We start from the raw sequence: 17,799 nt of genomic DNA, 5'->3' as shown, positions 1-17,799 counted from the left end.
TTTGATTGTATGTACAAAGTGTAGGATAGTTTTTAGGCGAACCAGCCATCGCCCGCTATGGATGTTTACGCGAATCTCCCTTGATTTATGGACTTCTTCAAACACGAGCTAAGGGTTTTCCTGACGCACGCAATGCGAAAAGATTCTGGTTTTGTCCTACAGTTTTGACCAATACTAGATGCAACAGTTATCCGCTGTGCTTTCCAAACCATGTCCACTACAAATGACGAAACCGTCGAGGAAACCGACCGCGCGCTGCGATCGGTGCTCGACCGGGCGCTTCGCACGGGGGAGACCGTCGACCGAACCGCAGCGCTTATCAGGCAGCAAATCGTGGAAGGGCGGCTTGTGCCCGGCCAGCGTCTGATCGCTCGCGATCTGGTCGAACAGTTCGGCATCAGCCGTGGTCCGCTGCGCGAAGCGTTTCGACGGCTGGCCGCCGACGGCCTCGTCGATCTCATCCCTAATCGCGGCGCGACGGTGCGTCGTTTGTCGAATGATGAGATCGCGCAGGTCTACCAGATTCGCGAGGCGCTCGAAGGCTACGCTGCGCGGCGAGCCGCACAGTTGATCGATCAGGGCGACAACCGGGCGCGTTTCACCGAAATCGTGGAGCGGGGCCGGCGTCATTTCACTGCGCCGGATTTCGCGGCGTTCATCGTCGACAACCGGCAATTCCATCGGATCATCGTCGACATATGCGAGAACCCGCAACTCAGCGAACTCATCGACAAGTATCAGCTTCCGATCTTCATGCATCAGTTGCGCGAGCGTATCGGCGTGGATCAGATCGTGCGCAACTCGCTTGCGGAACATGAACTGATTGCGAGCGGCATTCTGGCTGGCGACCCCGAACGGGCGGCGCAGGCCATGCGCAATCATCTGCGGCACTCGGCGGACGAATTGATGAGGTTTCCACGCTAGATAAAGCCGGCGTGTCGCGCATATCGACGAAGAGACCACCATGGGGCACACCCTTTTCGACAAGATCTGGAATCAGCATGTGATCGCCGAACTGCCGGGCGGGGAGAGTCTTTTACATGTCGATCGGCATCTGATGCACGAGCTTACGAGTGTGGCCGCCATTCGTGCTCTGGAGTCACGAGGCGCGACTGTTCACGATCCCTCTCTGACGTTCGCCACCGTCGATCATGTGATCTCGACGCGCCCGGGCCGCACGGCAGGCGACGCGCAGTGGAGCACGATTGCGATCGATACGTTGCGCGAACAGACTTCGCGCCTCGGCATCGATCGCTTCGATGTCGACGACGGCCGGCAGGGCATTGTTCACGTGATCGGCCCGGAACTCGGCTTGACGTTACCGGGCCTGCTTCTGGTTTGCGCGGATAGTCATACTTGCACGCATGGCGCGCTCGGAGCGATTGCGTTCGGCATCGGGTCGTCCGAGCAGGTGCATGTCCTTGCGACGCAAACCATTCGGCAGAAGCGGCCCAAAACGATGCGGGTGCGTTTCGATGGACGCACCCGGCCGGGCGTCGAAGCAAAAGACATGATCCTTTATCTGATCGGCCTTCTGGGCACTTCGGCCGCGACCGGGTATGCGGTGGAATACGCGGGTTCCGCGATCGAAGCACTGGAGATGGAAGCGCGGTTGACGCTGTGCAATCTGTCGATCGAACTCGGCGCGAAGGTAGGCATGATCGCGCCGGACGAGGTGACGTTCGCGTACGTGGCGGGACGCGATTATGCGCCCGCGGGCGCCGCGCTGGAACAGGCGATCGTTCAATGGCGTCGGTTAACGAGCGACGCGGATGCCGTGTTCGATCGGGAGATCGCGATCGACGCGTCGCTCATTCGTCCGCAAGTGACATGGGGCACGAGCCCCGAACATGTGATCGCGATCGATGGGCGCATTCCCGATCCTGCTGAGGAGCCCGATGCGATGCGACGGGAAACGCTCGAAAAAGCGTTGTCGTATATGCAATTGCAGCCGGGTCGCCGGCTCGATGAAATACCGATCGATCGCGTTTTCATCGGCTCCTGCACGAACAGCCGCCTGAGTGATCTGCGCAATGTCGCGTCGATTGTAAAAGGCCGCCACGTTGCGCCGCACGTGCAGGCGTGGGTGGTGCCTGGCTCCATCGATGTCAAGCGTCGTGCCGAGCGGGAAGGGCTGGATCATATCTTTATCGAGGCCGGTTTCGAATGGCGCGAGCCGGGATGTTCGATGTGCGTCGGTGCGAACGGCGATCTTGTGGGCACCGGCGAGCGTTGTGTCTCGACGTCGAACCGTAACTTCGTCGGCCGTCAGGGGCCGGGTGCGCTCACGCATCTCGCGAGCCCGGGCGTGGCGGCAGCAAGTGCGATCGCCGGAAAAATCGCGATGCCCTCGACGGGGCGCGCCGCATGAAAGCTTTCACCGTGTGCGAGGGCATTGCCGCACCGCTCGTGCGGGACAACATCGACACCGACATGATCGTGCGTGTCGAACGCATCGCCCAACTTCAGCGCGGCCAGTTCAAACCATGGGCATTCGAAATGATGCGCTACGGCGCCAATGGCGACGAGAACGCGTCGTTCGTGCTGAACAGGCCGCCGTTCCGTCACGCGCGGATCGTGCTGTCGGGCAGCAATTTCGGCTGCGGCAGCTCACGTGAAATGGCCGTGTGGGCGCTGGAGGAATTCGGCATACGCTGCGTGATCGCGCAGAGTTTCGGCGATATTTTCTACGCCAATTGCCTGCAAAACGGTCTGCTGCCGATTCGCCTGAGCGCGGCGCAGATCGACTCGCTGGTGCCCGCAGCCAGTCGCGGCGAACCCTTGCGAGTTGACTTGCGGGCCCGCACGGTCGGCGTCGTCGGCGAGCCACCCATTCCCTTCGATTTCCCGGATGAGCGACGCGAGGCGCTGCTTGAAGGCATCGACGAAATCGATCAGACGCTCAGGCACAACGCGCGGATTCTCGCGTTTCAAAGGGACGACGCGTCGAAGCGTCCCTGGGTCTACGTGCGCAAATAGCGTTCAAACCAGCGATCAAACTCGGAGTTCGACCATGCCGACTACGGTACATGCAGGCGCAAGACTGGATCGATTACCCACTTCGCGGTTTCACCGGCGCATTCTGTGGCTGATCGGCGCGGGCATGTTTCTCGATTCCTTCGATATCTATCTTGCGGGCGGCGTGCTCGGGGCGCTCACGCGCAGCGGCTGGTCGACGATGCAGCTGAATGCGGCGTTTCTGTCGTCGACCTTTGTTGGCATGTTGATCGGCGCATTTACCGCCGGTATTCTTGGCGACGCGAAAGGCCGGAAGTTTACCTATCAGTTCAATCTGATGATCTTCGGGCTGGCGTCGATCGCGGGATCGCTTGCGCCGAACATGAACTGGCTCATCGTGTGCCGCTTTTTCATGGGCCTCGGATTGGGCGCGGAGATCGTGGTCGGCTATGGGTCGATCGGCGAATTCATTCCACCGGCCGTGCGCGGAAAATGGTCCGCGTATCTGTCGTTGATTACGAATTCCGCGCTGTTCTTTTCGACCTTTCTCGGCTATCTGATCATTCCATCCGTCGGTTGGCGCGCGATGTTTGCGATCGTCGGCGTCGGCGCACTCGGCGTTTGGGTGTTGCGCAAGAAGATGCCCGAATCGCCACGCTGGCTGGAATCGAAAGGACGCTTCGAGGAGGCCGAAATGATTCTCGCCGGCGCCGAAGCGGAAACGGCTCAAACACACACATTGCCGCCAATCATCGAGGCGCCGCGCGCGAAGACGACGACCACGAGGCTCGGCAGTCTGTTCCGGCCGCCGCTGTTGCGCCGCACGTTGCTCGCGGTGGTGATCCAGATCGCGATCAATGTGGTGATCTACGGATTTATCGTGTGGGTGCCGACTTTCCTGATCAAGCAGGGACATGGGATGGCGTCGTCGCTCGGGTATTCGACGTTGATGGCGCTAGGAGGGCCGGCCGGCGCGCTCGTCGGCGTGCTGATCGCCGATCGCGTCGGACGCAAGAACGGGTTGATCGGCATTGGCGTGCTTGCGGTCGTCGTCGGCTGGCTGTACGGCAATTCGACGACCGTCGAGATGGCCACATTGCTCGGCTTCGTGCTGTTCACGCTGACATATCTGATGGTTGCGCTTGGCATCGCCACGTATATCCCCGAACTCTTCGCCACGGAAAACCGCATGCGGGCAAACGGCATTGCCGGATGCGCAGGGCGGTTATCGGGCATCGTTGCGCCGCAGATCGTCGTGCTGATGTATGCAACGGGCGGCATCAAGAACGTGCTGTCGATGATCCTCGGCGCATTGATCTTGATGGCGCTGGTCCTCGCGGTGTTCGGCGTGGAGACGAACCGCCGTTCGCTGGAAGAAATCGCCGTCGTTCCCGACGATCCCTCTGTTCCCCAATCCGTCGCCGATGTTCCTGGCAACTGACTTCATCGACACTCGAAGGTAACTGCTCATGACCGCTAACTCCCGCAGAAAAGCGCTTAAATCCAGACTCGCTTCCGGCGAGATCGTCGTCGCGCCCGGCGTATTCGACATGATTTCCGTGCGTCTTGCCGACACCATGAAGTTCGACTGCCTGTACATGACCGGCTTCGGCACGGTGGCCTCCTATCTCGGCGAGCCGGATGCCGGCCTCGCGACCTACACGGACATGCTCAACCGTGTCAGCGCGTTTTGCGCTACCGCCGAAACGCCGCTCGTTTGCGATGCGGACACCGGCTATGGCGGTTTGCTGAACGTCGCGCATACGATTCGCGGCTACGAACGCGCGGGTGCGGCCGGCATCCAGCTGGAAGACCAGGAGTTCCCGAAGAAATGCGGGCACACGCCGGGGCGCCGCGTCATTCCGCTCGAGGACATGGTCAAGAAAATCAAGGTCGCAAGCGAAGCCCGCGAGGATGAGGATTTTCAGATCATCGCGAGAACCGATGCACGCACGACGCTCGGGCTCGATGAAGCGCTGCGCCGCGGCGAGGCATACGCGAAGGCGGGCGCGGACGTGATCTTCATCGAGTCGCCGGAAAGCGAAGCGGAGCTGGAGAAGATCGGCAAGTCGTTTGACCTGCCATTGCTGGTGAACATCGTGGAGGGCGGCAGGACCCCGCAACTCACGCCGGCCGAACTCCAGCGGCTCGGCTTTTCGCTGGCCATCTATCCGTCGGCGGGTTTTCTCAGCATCGCGCGTGCTCTGGAAAAAGCCTATGGAAGAATCAAGGCATTGCAGGGCACCACTGGTCTCGAAGCCGAAATGATGCCATTCAAGGCGATGTGCGAATTGATGGGCTTTCAGGCCGTATGGGACTTCGACAAGGCGCACGCCGATTGACATCTGGCGCGTGCCGTCGATAACGCGAGCCGTTCGCCCTCGCCAGGATTAGCCGCATCGATGTGCTTTGTAGGAGAATGCACGATGGACTTCCCTTATAAAAGCGCGAACATGACTGCGGTAGTGGAAGCGGGCGGGCGCTCGGGCGAAACCGTGGAGCGCGTCGCGGCCGACTTGCGAAACCAGATTCTGGAAGGCCGGTTTGCGCCCGGTCAACGGCTCATTTCGCGGGACATCGTCGAGCTGACCGGCGTGAGCCGGAGTTCGTTGCGCGAGGCATTCCGCCGTCTTGAAGCTGACGGTCTGGTCGAACTCGTTCCCAATCGAGGCGCTATCGTGCGCCGGTTGTCGCGTGACGAAGTCATGAAGGTTTTCGAAATTCGCGAGGCGCTCGAAGGGTTCGCAGCCAGGCTGGCCGCCACGCGAATTCATATCGGCGAGAACCGCGAGCGCTTCCTGGCCGTTCTGGATCAAGGACGGGTGCATGCCGTGCGACCGATGTTCCAGGGCTTCATCAAGGATAACCGCGCGTTCCATCAGGAGATCGTGCGCGCCTGCGGCAATCCGCAATTGGGCGAACTGATCGATAAGTACCAGTTGCCGGCGTTCATGATCCAGTTGCGCCAGACCATTGGCGTCGAACAGATCATTGGCAATTCACTCGCTGAACACGAGGACATTGCCGCCGCGATTCTGGCGGGCGATCCGGACGCGGCGTACGACGCGATGAAGCGGCATCTGTGGCACTCGGCGGAGATGATTCTCAAGCTGCCGGCGATGGTGGACAGGCGGATGGTGGGTGTGGGGTGACGGGCGGGGTCGGTGTGGCTTAGGTCCGATATGGTTTCGGCAACAGCTCCTCGTCCACAAAGGCGGTGCCACAACGCGCGGCAGACGCGAAGGCAGACTCTCGGTTGGCAAAATGGCCTAAGTCGCCAAGTGAAGTCGTTGCGCCGTCCCCTCCGAGGATCGAAATCCGGGCAACGAACGCGAACGTCGGGTGGCGGGAACCGCTGCGCGGCGCGGGTGACAGATTCGGGAGAGAACCTTGACGATGTGGTGGCAGACGAACATACGCATTCTGATCGTCAGCGCGATCGTGTTGGTCTTCGGGGCGCGCTCTTTCGACGCGCATGCGAAAGTCGACCAACTCTGTGTGTCCGTCCAGACTAGCACGTGTAATTCGACGTTGGCGCGATGTCAGTGCACTGCTTCCGGGCGGACGAACGAGCGGGACAGCGTAGCGGAACAACAGAGGCGGTGTGCTCAGAATTGCCAGGAGGAGTATCAAAAGTGCCTCGCTGACGCTACCCGTTTGTGTTACCGATAGGCGAGCGTCGGGCGTTCCTCCGCGTTGAGCCCATCGCGGCGATTCTACGATTCTAGCGAATGGCTGAAATCTCAGCCTCCCCATCGGACCGATTCTGAATCCTCAGAACGACGCGTCCGCCTGCACTTTTCCAGTCGATAAAAATCCAATCAAATCAATGAGATGGAGCGGTGCGCGCAAGCCGGATTCTGGCATGGCCCTTGCGCTATACCCGCCCACTGGCCACCAGGCCATCACGATGCGTGACACAGCGACGCCGCGACGCAGTCCGCGCACTCAAATCAAGGAGACATGCTTTGCAAACGAGTTCCCACGTCCCGAGCCACTCGCAGCCAATGCCTGCGCAGCAATCCGAAAGCAAGACCCGCTTCTGGCCGGAAGGCTGGTGGAAGCTGATGGAATACCGGATCGGCATCATTCCGCTGCCCGTCTATTTCGTCCTGCTGGCGCTGATCGCGGGCTTCGCCGTCACGGGCAAGGTGCCCGGCGAGATATCGATGGCGATCGCCGTGCTCGCGTTTTTCGGCTTCACGTGCGCCGAGCTGGGCAAACGTCTGCCGATTCTTCGCAACATCGGCGCCGCCGCGATCTGCGCGACCTTCGTGCCTTCCGCGTTGACCTTCTATCACCTGCTGCCTAAGCCCATCCTTCACCTCACCACCGAGTTCACCAAGCAGACGAACTTTCTGTACCTGTTCATCGCATCGATCATCGTCGGCAGCATTCTGAGCATGGACCGTCGCGTGCTGATTCAGGGCTTCCTGAAGATCTTCGTGCCGCTCGCTGCCGGTTCGATCGCGGCTGCGCTCGTCGGCACGGCCGTCGGCGCGGCGTTCGGGCTCGGCGTGCGTCACACGCTGCTGTACATCGTCGTGCCCATCATGGCGGGCGGCGTGGGCGAGGGCGCGATTCCGCTGTCGGTCGGCTACTCGGAGATCATGCATCTGCCGCAAGGCGAGCTGTTCGCGCAGGTGCTGCCGCCCGTGATGCTCGGCAGCCTCACGGCGATCGTGCTCTCCGGCGCGCTCGACATGCTCGGCAAGCGCTTTCCGCATCTGACGGGCAAAGGGCGTCTGCAGGTCGGCGAGACGGATGAAATGGACCCCGTGAAAGAAGAAATCACCGGCCATATCGACGTGACGCATATCGCGGCGGCGGGTATCACGGCGATCACGCTGTATCTGCTCGGCCTGGCATGCCGCGATCTGTTCGGCTTGCCCGCGCCCGTCGCGATGCTGTTCCTCGCCGTGCTGGTAAAGCTCGCGCGCGCCGTGTCGCCGCAGTTGCAGGAGGGCGCGTTCGTCGTCTACAAGTTCTTTTCGACGGCCGTCACGTACCCACTGCTGTTCGCGATCGGCGTCGCGATGACACCGTGGGACAAGCTGATCGCCGCGTTCACGTTCGCCAACATCGTGACGATCGTCGCGACGGTCTCGACGCTGATGGGCACGGGCTTTGTGGTTGCGCGTCTGTTGAAGATGTACCCTATCGACACGGCGATCGTGAACGCCTGCCACAGCGGCCAGGGCGGCACGGGCGACGTCGCGATCCTGACGGCCGCGAACCGCATGACGCTGATGCCGTTCGCGCAGATCGCCACGCGTATTGGCGGCGCGATCGTCGTCACGCTGACGCTGATCCTGCTTGCGCATTTCGGTTGATGCGCCGCTGCCTGACGCGGCCCGACCGCGCGGCAACGCGCGGCGCAGCGTTGCCCGATGTCGAGCGCGGCTCACGCGCCTTTCGCCAACAGGCATTGCGTACCGATGAGGTTGAACGTGCGCGTGAGAATAAGAGGGATACCGTTGTGGGGATGGGCCGCCGCGGCCGCGCTGTATTTTGGCGTGGCCGCGGCGGCCGTCGAGTTTGCATGGGACCGCGCGATCGACGCGCTCGCTGAAGTTGGCGCGCATCGGCTGGACCTGTACACGGCAAGCCTGAAGAGCGAGCTAGGCCGCTTCGAGATGATGCCCGCCATCGTCGCGCGGCAGGACAGCGTGCGCGCGTTGCTGGGCGCAGGACCCGGCGCAACGCCCGAGCTGCTGCACGAAGTCGACACCTACCTCGAAGCGGTGAACAACGATGCGGGCAGCCTCGCCGTCGACGTGATCGACCTGCAAGGCTCCGTCATTGCCGCGAGCAACTGGAACCAGTCGCTCAGCTTCGTCGGCACCAACGTTTCCTATCGTCCGTACTTCAAGGACGCGCTCGCGCGCGGCTCGGGGCGCTTCTTCGGCATCGGCACGAACACGGGCATGCCCGGGCTGTACTTCGCGAGCGCGGTGCGCGATGCGGGCAAGCCGATCGGCGCGGCGGCCGTGAAGGTGAGCGTCGATGCGCTCGAATCCGCATGGCGCACGCCCGGCGAAGCGGCGATGGTCATCGACAGCAACGGCGTGGTCGTCATATCGACGGTGCCCGCGTGGAAGTTCACCGCGCTGCGGCCCATCACCGCGCAACAGCAGCGTGAGATTCAGGCTTCGCGTCAATACGCGGGCCGCAATGTCGATGCGCTGCCGTACCAACGCGTCGGCGACTGGAATGGCAATGCGTGGCTCGGCCGCTTTCCCGACTGGCGGCGTCCTGGCAACGCGACGCGCTTTCTCGTGATGTCGAGGTCCGCGCCGCAAGCGGGCGATTCGGTGATGGTGCTGCTCGACGTCGCGGGCGCGCGCCATCAGCAGCAGCTTGCGCTCGCGTTCGTGACGGGCGCCTTCCTGATCGCCGGCCTCTATGCGCTGTACGCGATCCAGCGCCGCCGGACGATCGCCGAAAAGCTCAATGCGCAAGACGCGTTACGGCTCGCGAACGATCAGCTCGAGATCACTGTCGCGCAGCGCACGGCGGCACTGACGGCGACGAACGAACGCATGCAGCAGGAAATCGTCGAGCGCAAGCGGACCGAGCAGCGTCTGCGCGATACGCAGCAGGAAGTGGTGCACGCGGGCAAGCTGGCCGTGCTCGGGCAGATGGCAGCGGGACTCACGCACGAACTGAATCAGCCGCTCGTCGCGATCCGGACGCTGTGCGATAACGCTCGCACGTTCTTCGAGCGCAACCAGCCGGCACAGGCCGTTGCGAATCTCGAACGCGTCGCAAAACTCGTCGACAGCATGGCCGTGTTGACGGCGGAGCTTAAGGCCTTCGCGCGCAAGCCGAAGGTCGAGCGCGTCGCGGTGTCGCTCAACGAAGCGGTCGCGCACGCGCGGCTCATCTACGACGCGCGCATTCGCGACGAAGGTGTACGACTCGACGTGAAGATTCCATCGGGGGCGATGGTGTGGGCCGAGTCGAGCCAGTTGCAGCAGGTGATCGTGAATCTGCTCGGCAACGCGCTCGATGCCGTGCGCAACCAGGAGAAGCGCGTCATCACCATCGCCGCCGGCGAGCCTGACGAACGCGATCGCGTGCTGTTCACGATCGCCGATAGCGGCGCGGGCATCGCGCCCGAAGTGCTCGCGCATCTGTTCGAGCCGTTCGTCACGACCAAGCCGCGCGGGCATGGACTCGGCCTGGGGCTCGCAATCACGTCGCGCATCGTCGAAGGCTTTGGCGCGAAGATTACCGCTTCGAATCGCGCGAACAGCGGTGCACCCAGCGGCGCGGAGGGCGGTGCACAATTCACTATCGAATTCGCGGCGGCGACGTCGCAGAGGATGGCCCATGGGAGATGAGATTCGCGTTCTCGTCGTCGAGGACGACGAGAACGTTCGCTTCGGCGTCGAGCAGGCGGTTGCGCTGGCGGGCTTTCCCGTCAGCGCGTATGCGTCGGCGAAAGAGGCGCTCGCTGAAGTCGCGCCGGGCGCGCCGCTCGTGATCGTATCGGATGTGCGGATGCCGGGCATCGACGGACTGCAACTGCTCGACAAGGTAATGGCGATCGATTCGCAGATTCCCGTCGTGCTGATCAGCGGACACGCGGACATATCGACGGCCGTGGGCGCGATGCAGGTCGGCGCGTACGACTTCATCGAGAAGCCTTTCTCTTCCGACCATATCGCGGGCCGCGTGGCGCGCGCCGTCGAGAAGCGGCGGCTCACGCTCGAAGTGCAAGGCCTTCGGGCCGCGCTGCACAACTGGCAGGGCATAGAGGCCATGGTGCTCGGCAAGTCGCCCGCGATGGCCGACGTGCGCAAGAAGATATTGCGTCTCGCCGACACGTCGGTGTCGGTGCTGATCACGGGCGAGACGGGCACGGGCAAGGAACTGATCGCGCGCAGCCTGCACGATTTCGGCGGGCGGCGCGATAACCATTTCGTCGCGCTCAATTGCGGCGGCCTGCCGGAGCAGATTTTCGAAAGCGAGCTGTTCGGTCACGAGGCTGGCGCGTTCACGGGCGCGATCAAGAAGCGTGTCGGCAAAATCGAGTGGGCAAACGGCGGCACGCTCTTTCTCGACGAGATCGAAACGATGCCCGTCGCGCTGCAGATCAAGATGCTGCGCGTGTTGCAGGAGCGCACGCTCGAACGGCTGGGCGCGAACGAATCGATATCCGTCGATTGCAGGGTGATCGCGGCATCGAAGGCCGACCTCGCGGCGCTATCCGCCGACGGACGTTTTCGCGCGGACCTGCTGTATCGATTGAACGTCGCGCAGATCGAACTGCCGCCGTTGCGCGAGCGTCGCGAAGACGTGCCGCTGCTGTTCGAGCATTTCGTGCTCGCGGCCGCGCGGCGGTTCGGACAGCCTGCGCCTGTCGTGTCGGCGGCGCAGGTGTCGGAGCTGATGACGCATCAATGGCCGGGCAACGTGCGCGAATTACAGAACGTCGCGGACCGCTTCGTGCTCGGGTTGACGGGCGACAGTCTGCTGACGGAAGGCGGCGATCCGGACAAAGGTGCCGCGAAGGGCGGCACGCTCGCGGAACAGATGGCGTACTTCGAGCGCATGCTGATCGAGGACATGCTGCGCCGTCATCAGGGCAACGTCGCCGATGCGAGCGACGCGCTCGGCATGCCGAAGAAGACGCTTTATCACAAGCTGCGTCAACTGAAGATTGCGGCGCGCGATGCGCAAGGCGAAGAGATCGACACGTAACACGAGCGGGCAGCGTGACGCGGTGGCGACCCGGTTCGTCGCCGGTTTATTGCGTGCTTTCTCATTCGCCTTCCGCACGTGCCGGACAATTTTTTTCGCGCTTTTATTCGCGCGATCGGAACGCAATCAAGCGCGCAGTTCGGACGCCTCGAGAAAAAAGTCCCTGTTGTTTGCGAGCCGGCCGATCATGAAGTCGATGAACGTTCTCACGCGCAACGGCTGCTCCGTGCGATGACGGTAGTAGATGTAGATGGATTCGCGCTGCGTCACATGTTGCGTGAGCAATGGCACGAGCCGTCCGCCGCGAACATGCGAGGCAGCCGAGAAACTGCCTAGTTGGCCTATCGCGAGACCTGCGAGAACGGCTTCCGTTTCCGCGTCGATATCGTTCGCGCACAGCGTCGCCGCAATTTCGCGGTAGACGATCTCGTTGCCGATCAGGAACTCCCACGGCGCCTGCTTGCCCGTGTTCGCGCGGCGATAACCCGTGCAGCGATGCGCGTGGAGCTCGTCGACGGACTTCGGCGTGCCGTGCCGTTCGAGATAGGCGGGCGACGCGCAGACGATCAACTGAATGGGAAGCAGGCGTCGCGCGATCGCTCCGCCCGAGGGCGGCGACCCGCCGCGAAACCCGACATCCGCGCGATCGGCGACGAGATCGGTGAAGTGATCGTCGAAGCGGACATCCAGTTGCACGTCCGGATAGAGCGCCGCGAATTCGAGAATCGACGGCCACAGCACTGCGTGTCCCAACGCCTTCGGCGCGCTCACGCGCAACGGTCCCGCGACTTCCTCTTTCGAGCGGCGGGCGTCGTCGATGGCCGACGACAGCATCGCGAGCGCGGGCTCGACGTTTTGCAGCAGCCGCTGTCCTTCTTCCGTCAGGCTCAGCTTGCGCGTCGTCCGATGAAACAGCCGGACGCCCAGCGCCTTTTCCAGTTGCATCACCGCGTGACTGGCCGCTTGCGGCGAGATGCCCTGATCGACGGCCGCCTTGCGCAAATTCCCCAGCGTCGCAGTGCGGACGAAAATCGAAATCGCGCGGACCTCGTTCATTGGCAGCGCCGATTCGCAAATAAAAGTTGATTATCAGTCTAGCAATATGCGGCTAGTTTGTGCGAATCGGACGTCCTATCCTTCGTTTCACTTTCACCACAAACGTAGGAGCTGATCATGAACAACGTCACGAAACAGCAGTTCAAGCGCGTCTGGTTCATCACGGGCGCATCGCGCGGTCTTGGCGCACTGATCGCGCAGGCTGCGCTGGCCGATGGCAATGCCGTCGTCGCGGCGGGGCGCAAGGTCGACGCGATCGTCGAGCGTCTCGGCGAATCGCCCGCGCTGTTGCCCGTCGCGCTCGACGTGACCGACGAGGCGCAAGCGAAAGCGGCCGTCGCCGCGGCCATCGAGAAGTTCGGCCGCATCGACGTGCTGATCAACAATGCCGGGTTCGGCCTGCTCGCGGCCGTCGAGGAATCGAGCGACGCCGACGTGCGCCGCATGTACGACACCAACGTCTTTGGTCTGCTGAATGTGACGCGCGCCGTGCTGCCCGTGATGCGCAAGCAGCGCTCGGGGCACGTGATCAACATGTCGTCGATCGGCGGTTATCGCGCGGCAGCGGGATTCGGCGTGTACAGCTCGACGAAATTCGCCGTCGAAGGCATCACGGAATCGCTGCACGCCGAGCTGAAGCCGCTGGGCATTCACGCGACCGTCGTCGAGCCGGGCTACTTCCGCACGGATTTCCTCGATGCGTCGTCGCTCGTGGTCGGCAAGGACATCATCGACGACTACGACGACACGTCGGGCAAGGTGCGCCGCTTTGCTGTCGGGATGAACCACAACCAGCCCGGCGACCCGGAGAAACTGGCCACCGCGCTCATCACGCTCGTCGATGCGCAAACGCCGCCGCTGCGCCTGCCGCTCGGCACGGACACGCTGAAGGCCATCGCGGACAAGAACGCGTATGTGACAGCGGAAACGCAGACGTGGAGCGCGTTGTCGCAATCGACCGACTTCGCGGTCTGAGGCGCGCTCGGTCGTTGATGGACCGGCGGGACCGGTGATCGACCGGCAGACTGCCGGGCCGTAAATAAATCAAACGGCGCCCGCTGCGAAAGCAGGGGCGCCGTTGCGCTTGCGTTGCGCCGATTACGCGATCGGCGCTGGCCGGCTTACTTGGGTGGCGGCAGCGAAGGATCGAGCATGGCCGAACCCTTGACCAGTTGATCCGTCATCGCGGCGGCGACCGGGTTCGAATGCCTTGATGTGACTGGTTGGTCCGTCGTCGCGGCGCGGGTCATTGCGGCGCGAGTGGCGGTCGTGTCGGGCGGCGGCAACGCGGGATCGGCCTTCGACGAGTCACGCACCAACTGACCCGTCGTCCCGATGGTGGGCGGATTCGATTGATATGGCGCGCGCGCCTCCGTGTTCGAACGAAGTGCGGCCACGTCTGGCGTCGGCAGCGAAGGATCGAGCTTGGCCGATTCCCGGACCAGTTGGTCTGTTTCCGGCGTCGCGCCCTGGAGCATCATCGCGCGTCGTTCCAGATCGTCGCGTTCACGCTGCGCGCGCGGTGCGGGCGTGACCTTCACACGCGACGATTCCCGGGCATTGACCGAGGCGACAGCCGTAGACGGAGCCTGCTTCGGCTGCGTAGCGGGTCGCGGCGCAGGCGCGGCTTGCGCGGTAGGGGCAGCGGGTCGTGGCGCAGGGGCGACTTGCGCAGCGGGGGCTGGCGGTGGCGGCGCAACCATTGCTTGCGCGGCAGGCGCGGCGGGCGCGGCGGGCTGCGGCGCGGGTGCAGCCGCTTGCGGAGCCGGTGCAGCAGGTTGCGGCTGGGTCAGCGCTTGCACGGTTGGCTCGGCAGGGTGCTGCGGAGCCGTCATCTGCGCTGCCGGCGCAGCATGCTGCGGCTCAGGCATCGCTTGCGTGGCAGGCGCGGCGGTCTGCGGTTGAGCCATTGCTTGTGCGGCAGGCGGGGCCGGTTCCGGTGCGGCCTTCTTGGGCGCGGGCGCCGGAGCAGGCGCGGCCGGCTGCTGTGCAACCGAAGGCGGGGCCGAAGGTCCCTTCGTGATCGCACCGGACGTTTGCGACGAATTGATACTGCCTTCCGTCACCTGATTGTCGCCGACGCGGGGATTGGCGCTCGGAGCCTGCAAGGAGGAGTTATCCATGCCGGCTCGCGCTTCATCCGCTGCGCGGTGATCTGCCTGGAGAAGCATCATGTACGACGTGCCTGCTGCGCCGACGAGAAGCCCTCCGAGGATCATCAAAACTTTACTGGTATTCATCATACGTGCGAGTCGTTCAGCGACGAGAGCAGCCATCATAGACGACCGCCCGCGCCTATCATCAGACGAAAGCCAGCCATTGGCGGACCTGATGAGGTGGAACGGGACGAGCGATATCGGAAGTACGAAACCTTCTCAAAAGGGCGTTGACGGCACGCACGCGATACCGCGAGCCAGTCGAAGCCTCCCGATTATCGAACGCTTCGGTTTAGTTTACATGTCGACGACGCGCGCCGCTCGACGCGCATTTGTCCGATCAATCCCACGCGGTGGGGTCGAACAGTCCCGGCCGACGCATGCCGTGACGCATGAACCAGTGCCGTACGGCACTGAGCTTGCGCGGCAAGCCCGGCATCCGGTTTCCTTCGATGCGCGCTTTCGCGCATGACGTCGCGTACTCGATCGCCTCTTCCTCGGAAGAAAAGTAGCCGAGGATTCCAAAGGCTTTGCGCCGTCCGCTTGGACCCGTGACGAATACGCTGGCCGCGTAGCCGCGGACGCCGACGGACGCTAGTGGAATGATGAGATGGCGACGGTAATGCACGGCGTGCCTGTCCATGATCATGCTCCACTGGGTTTTGCCCTGGTCACATGGTACACGCAGCGAAACTGTGGCGGCAATTCGATTGCGGCTACGCAATGAACGGTTGGCGGAGATTGCCTGATTTTGAAGGCACGTCGACGGGGGCGCGCGGCGCTTGCCGCACGCCCTTTTTTTGTGCTTTATGGCTTGATGCGCTGCGACAAGCGCAGCCGTTCAGTAGTCGCTCAGCGGTCGCGGGCGAGCGGCTCGCCGAGCACGAATGCGCCGCCCTGGAAGCGCTGTGCCGGGTCGTCGCGTTCGGCCGTCGGCGCGGTCACGGGGAAACGCTCCGCGAATTGCACCGAGCTATCGCGCGGACGGAAGCCGAGGAAGCCGGCCTTCGTGTTGTCCCACCACTTGACGGGATTGTCGGAAGCGCCGTAGACGACCACATGCCCGACGCGATTCGTGAACAGCGAGCAGCGCACCAGTTCGATGAAGTCGCGATAGCTCAGATACGTGACGAGCATGCGCGGATTCTTTGGCTCTTCGAACGAAGAGCCGATCCGCACGCACACCGTCTCGATGCCGAAGCGGTCGTAGTAGTAGCGCGACAGCGATTCGCCGAAGCACTTTGACACGCCGTACAGGCTGTCGGGACGGTGCGGTGAATCCGCGTCGAGCACTTCGGTGACGGGATGAAAGCCGATCGCGTGATTGGAACTCGCGAACACGATACGCTTCACGCCATGCTTGCGCGCTGCTTCGTACAGGTTGTACGTGCCGCGGAAGTTGGCTTCGAGCAGATCGTCGAACGGCGCATCGATCGAAATGCCGCCGAGATGCACGATCGCATCGACGCCTTCGACCATATGCATCACAGCCTCGCGGTCCGCGAGATCGACGACGCTCGTTTCTTCGTGCGCGGCCGCAGCGCCGGGCGGGACGATGTCGGTCGCGTGCACGATATCGGCCCAATCGGCCAGCGCGCCGCGCAACTGGCGGCCAAGGTTGCCGGCCGCGCCCGTCAGCAGCAGTCGACGGAACGGCTTGCGCCGCGCAGCAGATGATTCGTTCATTGATGTTCCTTGGGGTTAAATGAGGAAAACGTTTTCCAACTATAAGGTCGACCGCGATGGCGCGTCAATCGCCGGCTTTGAAAGCGGAAAAGGGAGGCGCGGCATGTTCCGCGTATGCGTTTTCTGCGACAATCGCCTCACGAGAAAAGAAAACGTTACCCTTCGCATGAAAAAAGTTTCCCCGACGATTCGCGATGTCGCTGTCGAGGCCGGCGTATCCGTTGCCACCGTGTCGAAGTACATGAACGGCACGCAGCGGTTTTCGCCTGCTGTCGAAGCGAGGCTCAAGGAAGCGATCGAGCGGCTCGGCTATCGTTCGAATCCGCTTGCGCGCTCGATGATCACGGGGCGCACGCGCACCATCGGCCTCGCGATCCTCGACATCAGCAATCCGCACTTCACTAACGTTGTGAAGGGCGCGAACCGCATCGCGCTCCAGCACGACTACACGCTGCTGCTCGTCGACACCGAAGAGAACCAGGCGCGCGAGCGGTCGTTGATCGAGGCGCTTGCGCAGCGCGTCGACGGGCTCATCGTCAGTTCGCGGATGCCCGACGAAGAGTCGCAGTGGATGCTCGATCTCAACAAGCCACTCGTGCTCCTGCGGCGCAGTCCGGGCCTGCCGATCCCGAGCGTCGGCATCGACAACCGGCTCTCGACATACATGCTCGCGCGGCATCTGCTGAATCTCGGACACCGGCGCATCGCCTATCTCGGCTTTGGCCAGGCACGCATCAACGACGAGCGCATACGCGGCGCGCGCGAATGTCTCGACGAAGCGGGGCTCACGCTCGACGTGCACGACGCCCATGCGCCGACCGCGAAGGCGGGCGAGCAGGCATGCTCGCGCGTGATGCTCGGGCCGCAGCGGCCGCAGGCGGTGATCTGCTACAACGACCTGATCGCGCTCGGCTTCATGAAAGAGGCTGCGTCGCTCGGCTTCAAGCTGCCGCGCGACGTATCGGTGACGGGCATCGACAATGTGCCTTACGGCGAATACGCGGCGCCCGCGCTGACCACCATCGACATTCAAAGCGAGAAGATGGGTGAACTCGCGATGCAGAAACTGATCGACGGGCTCGCTGGCCGATCCGATGCGGAGCATTCGATGTTCGAGCCTCGCCTCATCGTGCGCGAGTCGACGGCAGCTTGCGGCTGACGTCGGACTCGCGCGCTTCGCGCCGGCATGCGCGCCGCGCGATGCAGCGCGGCTTGCATGCGATGCACGCCATGC

15 protein-coding genes are annotated in these 17,799 nt (G+C 63.0%); 11 read left to right on the top strand and 4 right to left on the bottom strand.

All coding sequences use genetic code 11. The features are described 5' to 3' along the window. Positions 1-210 precede the first annotated feature (210 nt). The 9 genes from BN2476_RS49840 (at position 211) to BN2476_RS41570 (ending at position 11,667) form a co-directional block, all read left to right on the top strand. The gene (locus tag BN2476_RS49840; protein WP_087739968.1) at positions 211-924 is read left to right on the top strand and encodes a GntR family transcriptional regulator; all 714 of its coding nucleotides are present in this window, start codon (positions 211-213) and stop codon (positions 922-924) included. Positions 925-964: 40 nt separating this feature from the next. Next, positions 965-2,371, top strand: coding sequence for a 3-isopropylmalate dehydratase large subunit (gene leuC, locus BN2476_RS41610; protein WP_087739967.1), 1,407 nt, complete (start codon positions 965-967; stop codon positions 2,369-2,371). After that, on the top strand, positions 2,368-2,979 hold the full coding sequence (gene leuD / locus BN2476_RS41605; RefSeq protein ID WP_087739966.1) for a 3-isopropylmalate dehydratase small subunit: 612 nt from the start codon (positions 2,368-2,370) through the stop codon (positions 2,977-2,979). Before leuC ends, leuD begins: the two co-directional genes overlap by 4 nt. Before the next feature lie 34 nt (positions 2,980-3,013). After that, positions 3,014-4,399, top strand: coding sequence for an MFS transporter (locus BN2476_RS41600; RefSeq protein WP_087739965.1), 1,386 nt, complete (start codon positions 3,014-3,016; stop codon positions 4,397-4,399). A 28-nt stretch (positions 4,400-4,427) separates the two neighbouring features. After that, positions 4,428-5,300 (top strand): isocitrate lyase/PEP mutase family protein, encoded by an 873-nt coding sequence (locus BN2476_RS41595; RefSeq protein ID WP_173819724.1) that lies wholly within the window; start codon positions 4,428-4,430, stop codon positions 5,298-5,300. A gap of 84 nt (positions 5,301-5,384) precedes the next feature. Continuing rightward, positions 5,385-6,110 (top strand): GntR family transcriptional regulator, encoded by a 726-nt coding sequence (locus BN2476_RS41590; protein WP_218274603.1) that lies wholly within the window; start codon positions 5,385-5,387, stop codon positions 6,108-6,110. 816 nt (positions 6,111-6,926) lie between these two features. Next, entirely contained in the window at positions 6,927-8,291 is a 1,365-nt protein-coding gene (locus BN2476_RS41580) for a 2-hydroxycarboxylate transporter family protein (RefSeq protein ID WP_438942949.1), read from the top strand. Between the two features lie 105 nt (positions 8,292-8,396). Further along, complete coding sequence (locus BN2476_RS41575; protein ID WP_087739962.1) at positions 8,397-10,304, top strand: sensor histidine kinase; 1,908 nt, start codon at positions 8,397-8,399, stop codon at positions 10,302-10,304. Then, complete coding sequence (locus BN2476_RS41570; RefSeq protein WP_087739961.1) at positions 10,294-11,667, top strand: sigma-54-dependent transcriptional regulator; 1,374 nt, start codon at positions 10,294-10,296, stop codon at positions 11,665-11,667. Before BN2476_RS41575 ends, BN2476_RS41570 begins: the two co-directional genes overlap by 11 nt. Positions 11,668-11,793: 126 nt before the next feature. Here BN2476_RS41570 and BN2476_RS41565 read toward each other — a convergent pair whose 3' ends face one another. Then, positions 11,794-12,723: a LysR family transcriptional regulator gene (locus BN2476_RS41565; protein WP_087739960.1), complete on the bottom strand. Its 930-nt coding sequence runs from the start codon at positions 12,721-12,723 to the stop codon at positions 11,794-11,796. 117 nt (positions 12,724-12,840) lie between these two features. Here BN2476_RS41565 and BN2476_RS41560 point away from each other — a divergent pair, with 117 nt between their 5' ends. Further along, positions 12,841-13,698 (top strand): oxidoreductase, encoded by an 858-nt coding sequence (locus BN2476_RS41560; protein WP_087739959.1) that lies wholly within the window; start codon positions 12,841-12,843, stop codon positions 13,696-13,698. A 146-nt stretch (positions 13,699-13,844) separates the two neighbouring features. Here the strand turns inward: BN2476_RS41560 and BN2476_RS46875 are convergent, their stop codons facing one another. The 3 genes from BN2476_RS46875 to BN2476_RS41545 all read right to left on the bottom strand — a co-directional run bounded on the left by BN2476_RS46875 (position 13,845) and on the right by BN2476_RS41545 (position 16,565). Then, positions 13,845-14,846, bottom strand: coding sequence for a hypothetical protein (locus tag BN2476_RS46875; RefSeq protein ID WP_160111859.1), 1,002 nt, complete (start codon positions 14,844-14,846; stop codon positions 13,845-13,847). A gap of 373 nt (positions 14,847-15,219) precedes the next feature. Next, positions 15,220-15,522 carry a hypothetical protein gene (locus tag BN2476_RS41550; protein WP_087740000.1) on the bottom strand — a complete coding sequence of 101 codons (303 nt, stop codon included), beginning with the start codon at positions 15,520-15,522 and terminating at the stop codon, positions 15,220-15,222. A gap of 209 nt (positions 15,523-15,731) precedes the next feature. Continuing rightward, positions 15,732-16,565, bottom strand: coding sequence for an NAD-dependent epimerase/dehydratase family protein (locus tag BN2476_RS41545; RefSeq protein WP_087739957.1), 834 nt, complete (start codon positions 16,563-16,565; stop codon positions 15,732-15,734). A gap of 103 nt (positions 16,566-16,668) precedes the next feature. On the opposite strand from BN2476_RS41545, the gene BN2476_RS41540 reads away from it, so the two are divergent. After that, positions 16,669-17,724: a LacI family DNA-binding transcriptional regulator gene (locus tag BN2476_RS41540; RefSeq protein ID WP_087739999.1), complete on the top strand. Its 1,056-nt coding sequence runs from the start codon at positions 16,669-16,671 to the stop codon at positions 17,722-17,724. Positions 17,725-17,799 lie beyond the last annotated feature (75 nt).

Source organism: Paraburkholderia piptadeniae (assembly GCF_900007165.1).
Lineage (GTDB): Bacteria > Pseudomonadota > Gammaproteobacteria > Burkholderiales > Burkholderiaceae > Paraburkholderia > Paraburkholderia piptadeniae.
This window is presented reverse-complemented; position numbering and strand designations above follow the sequence as displayed.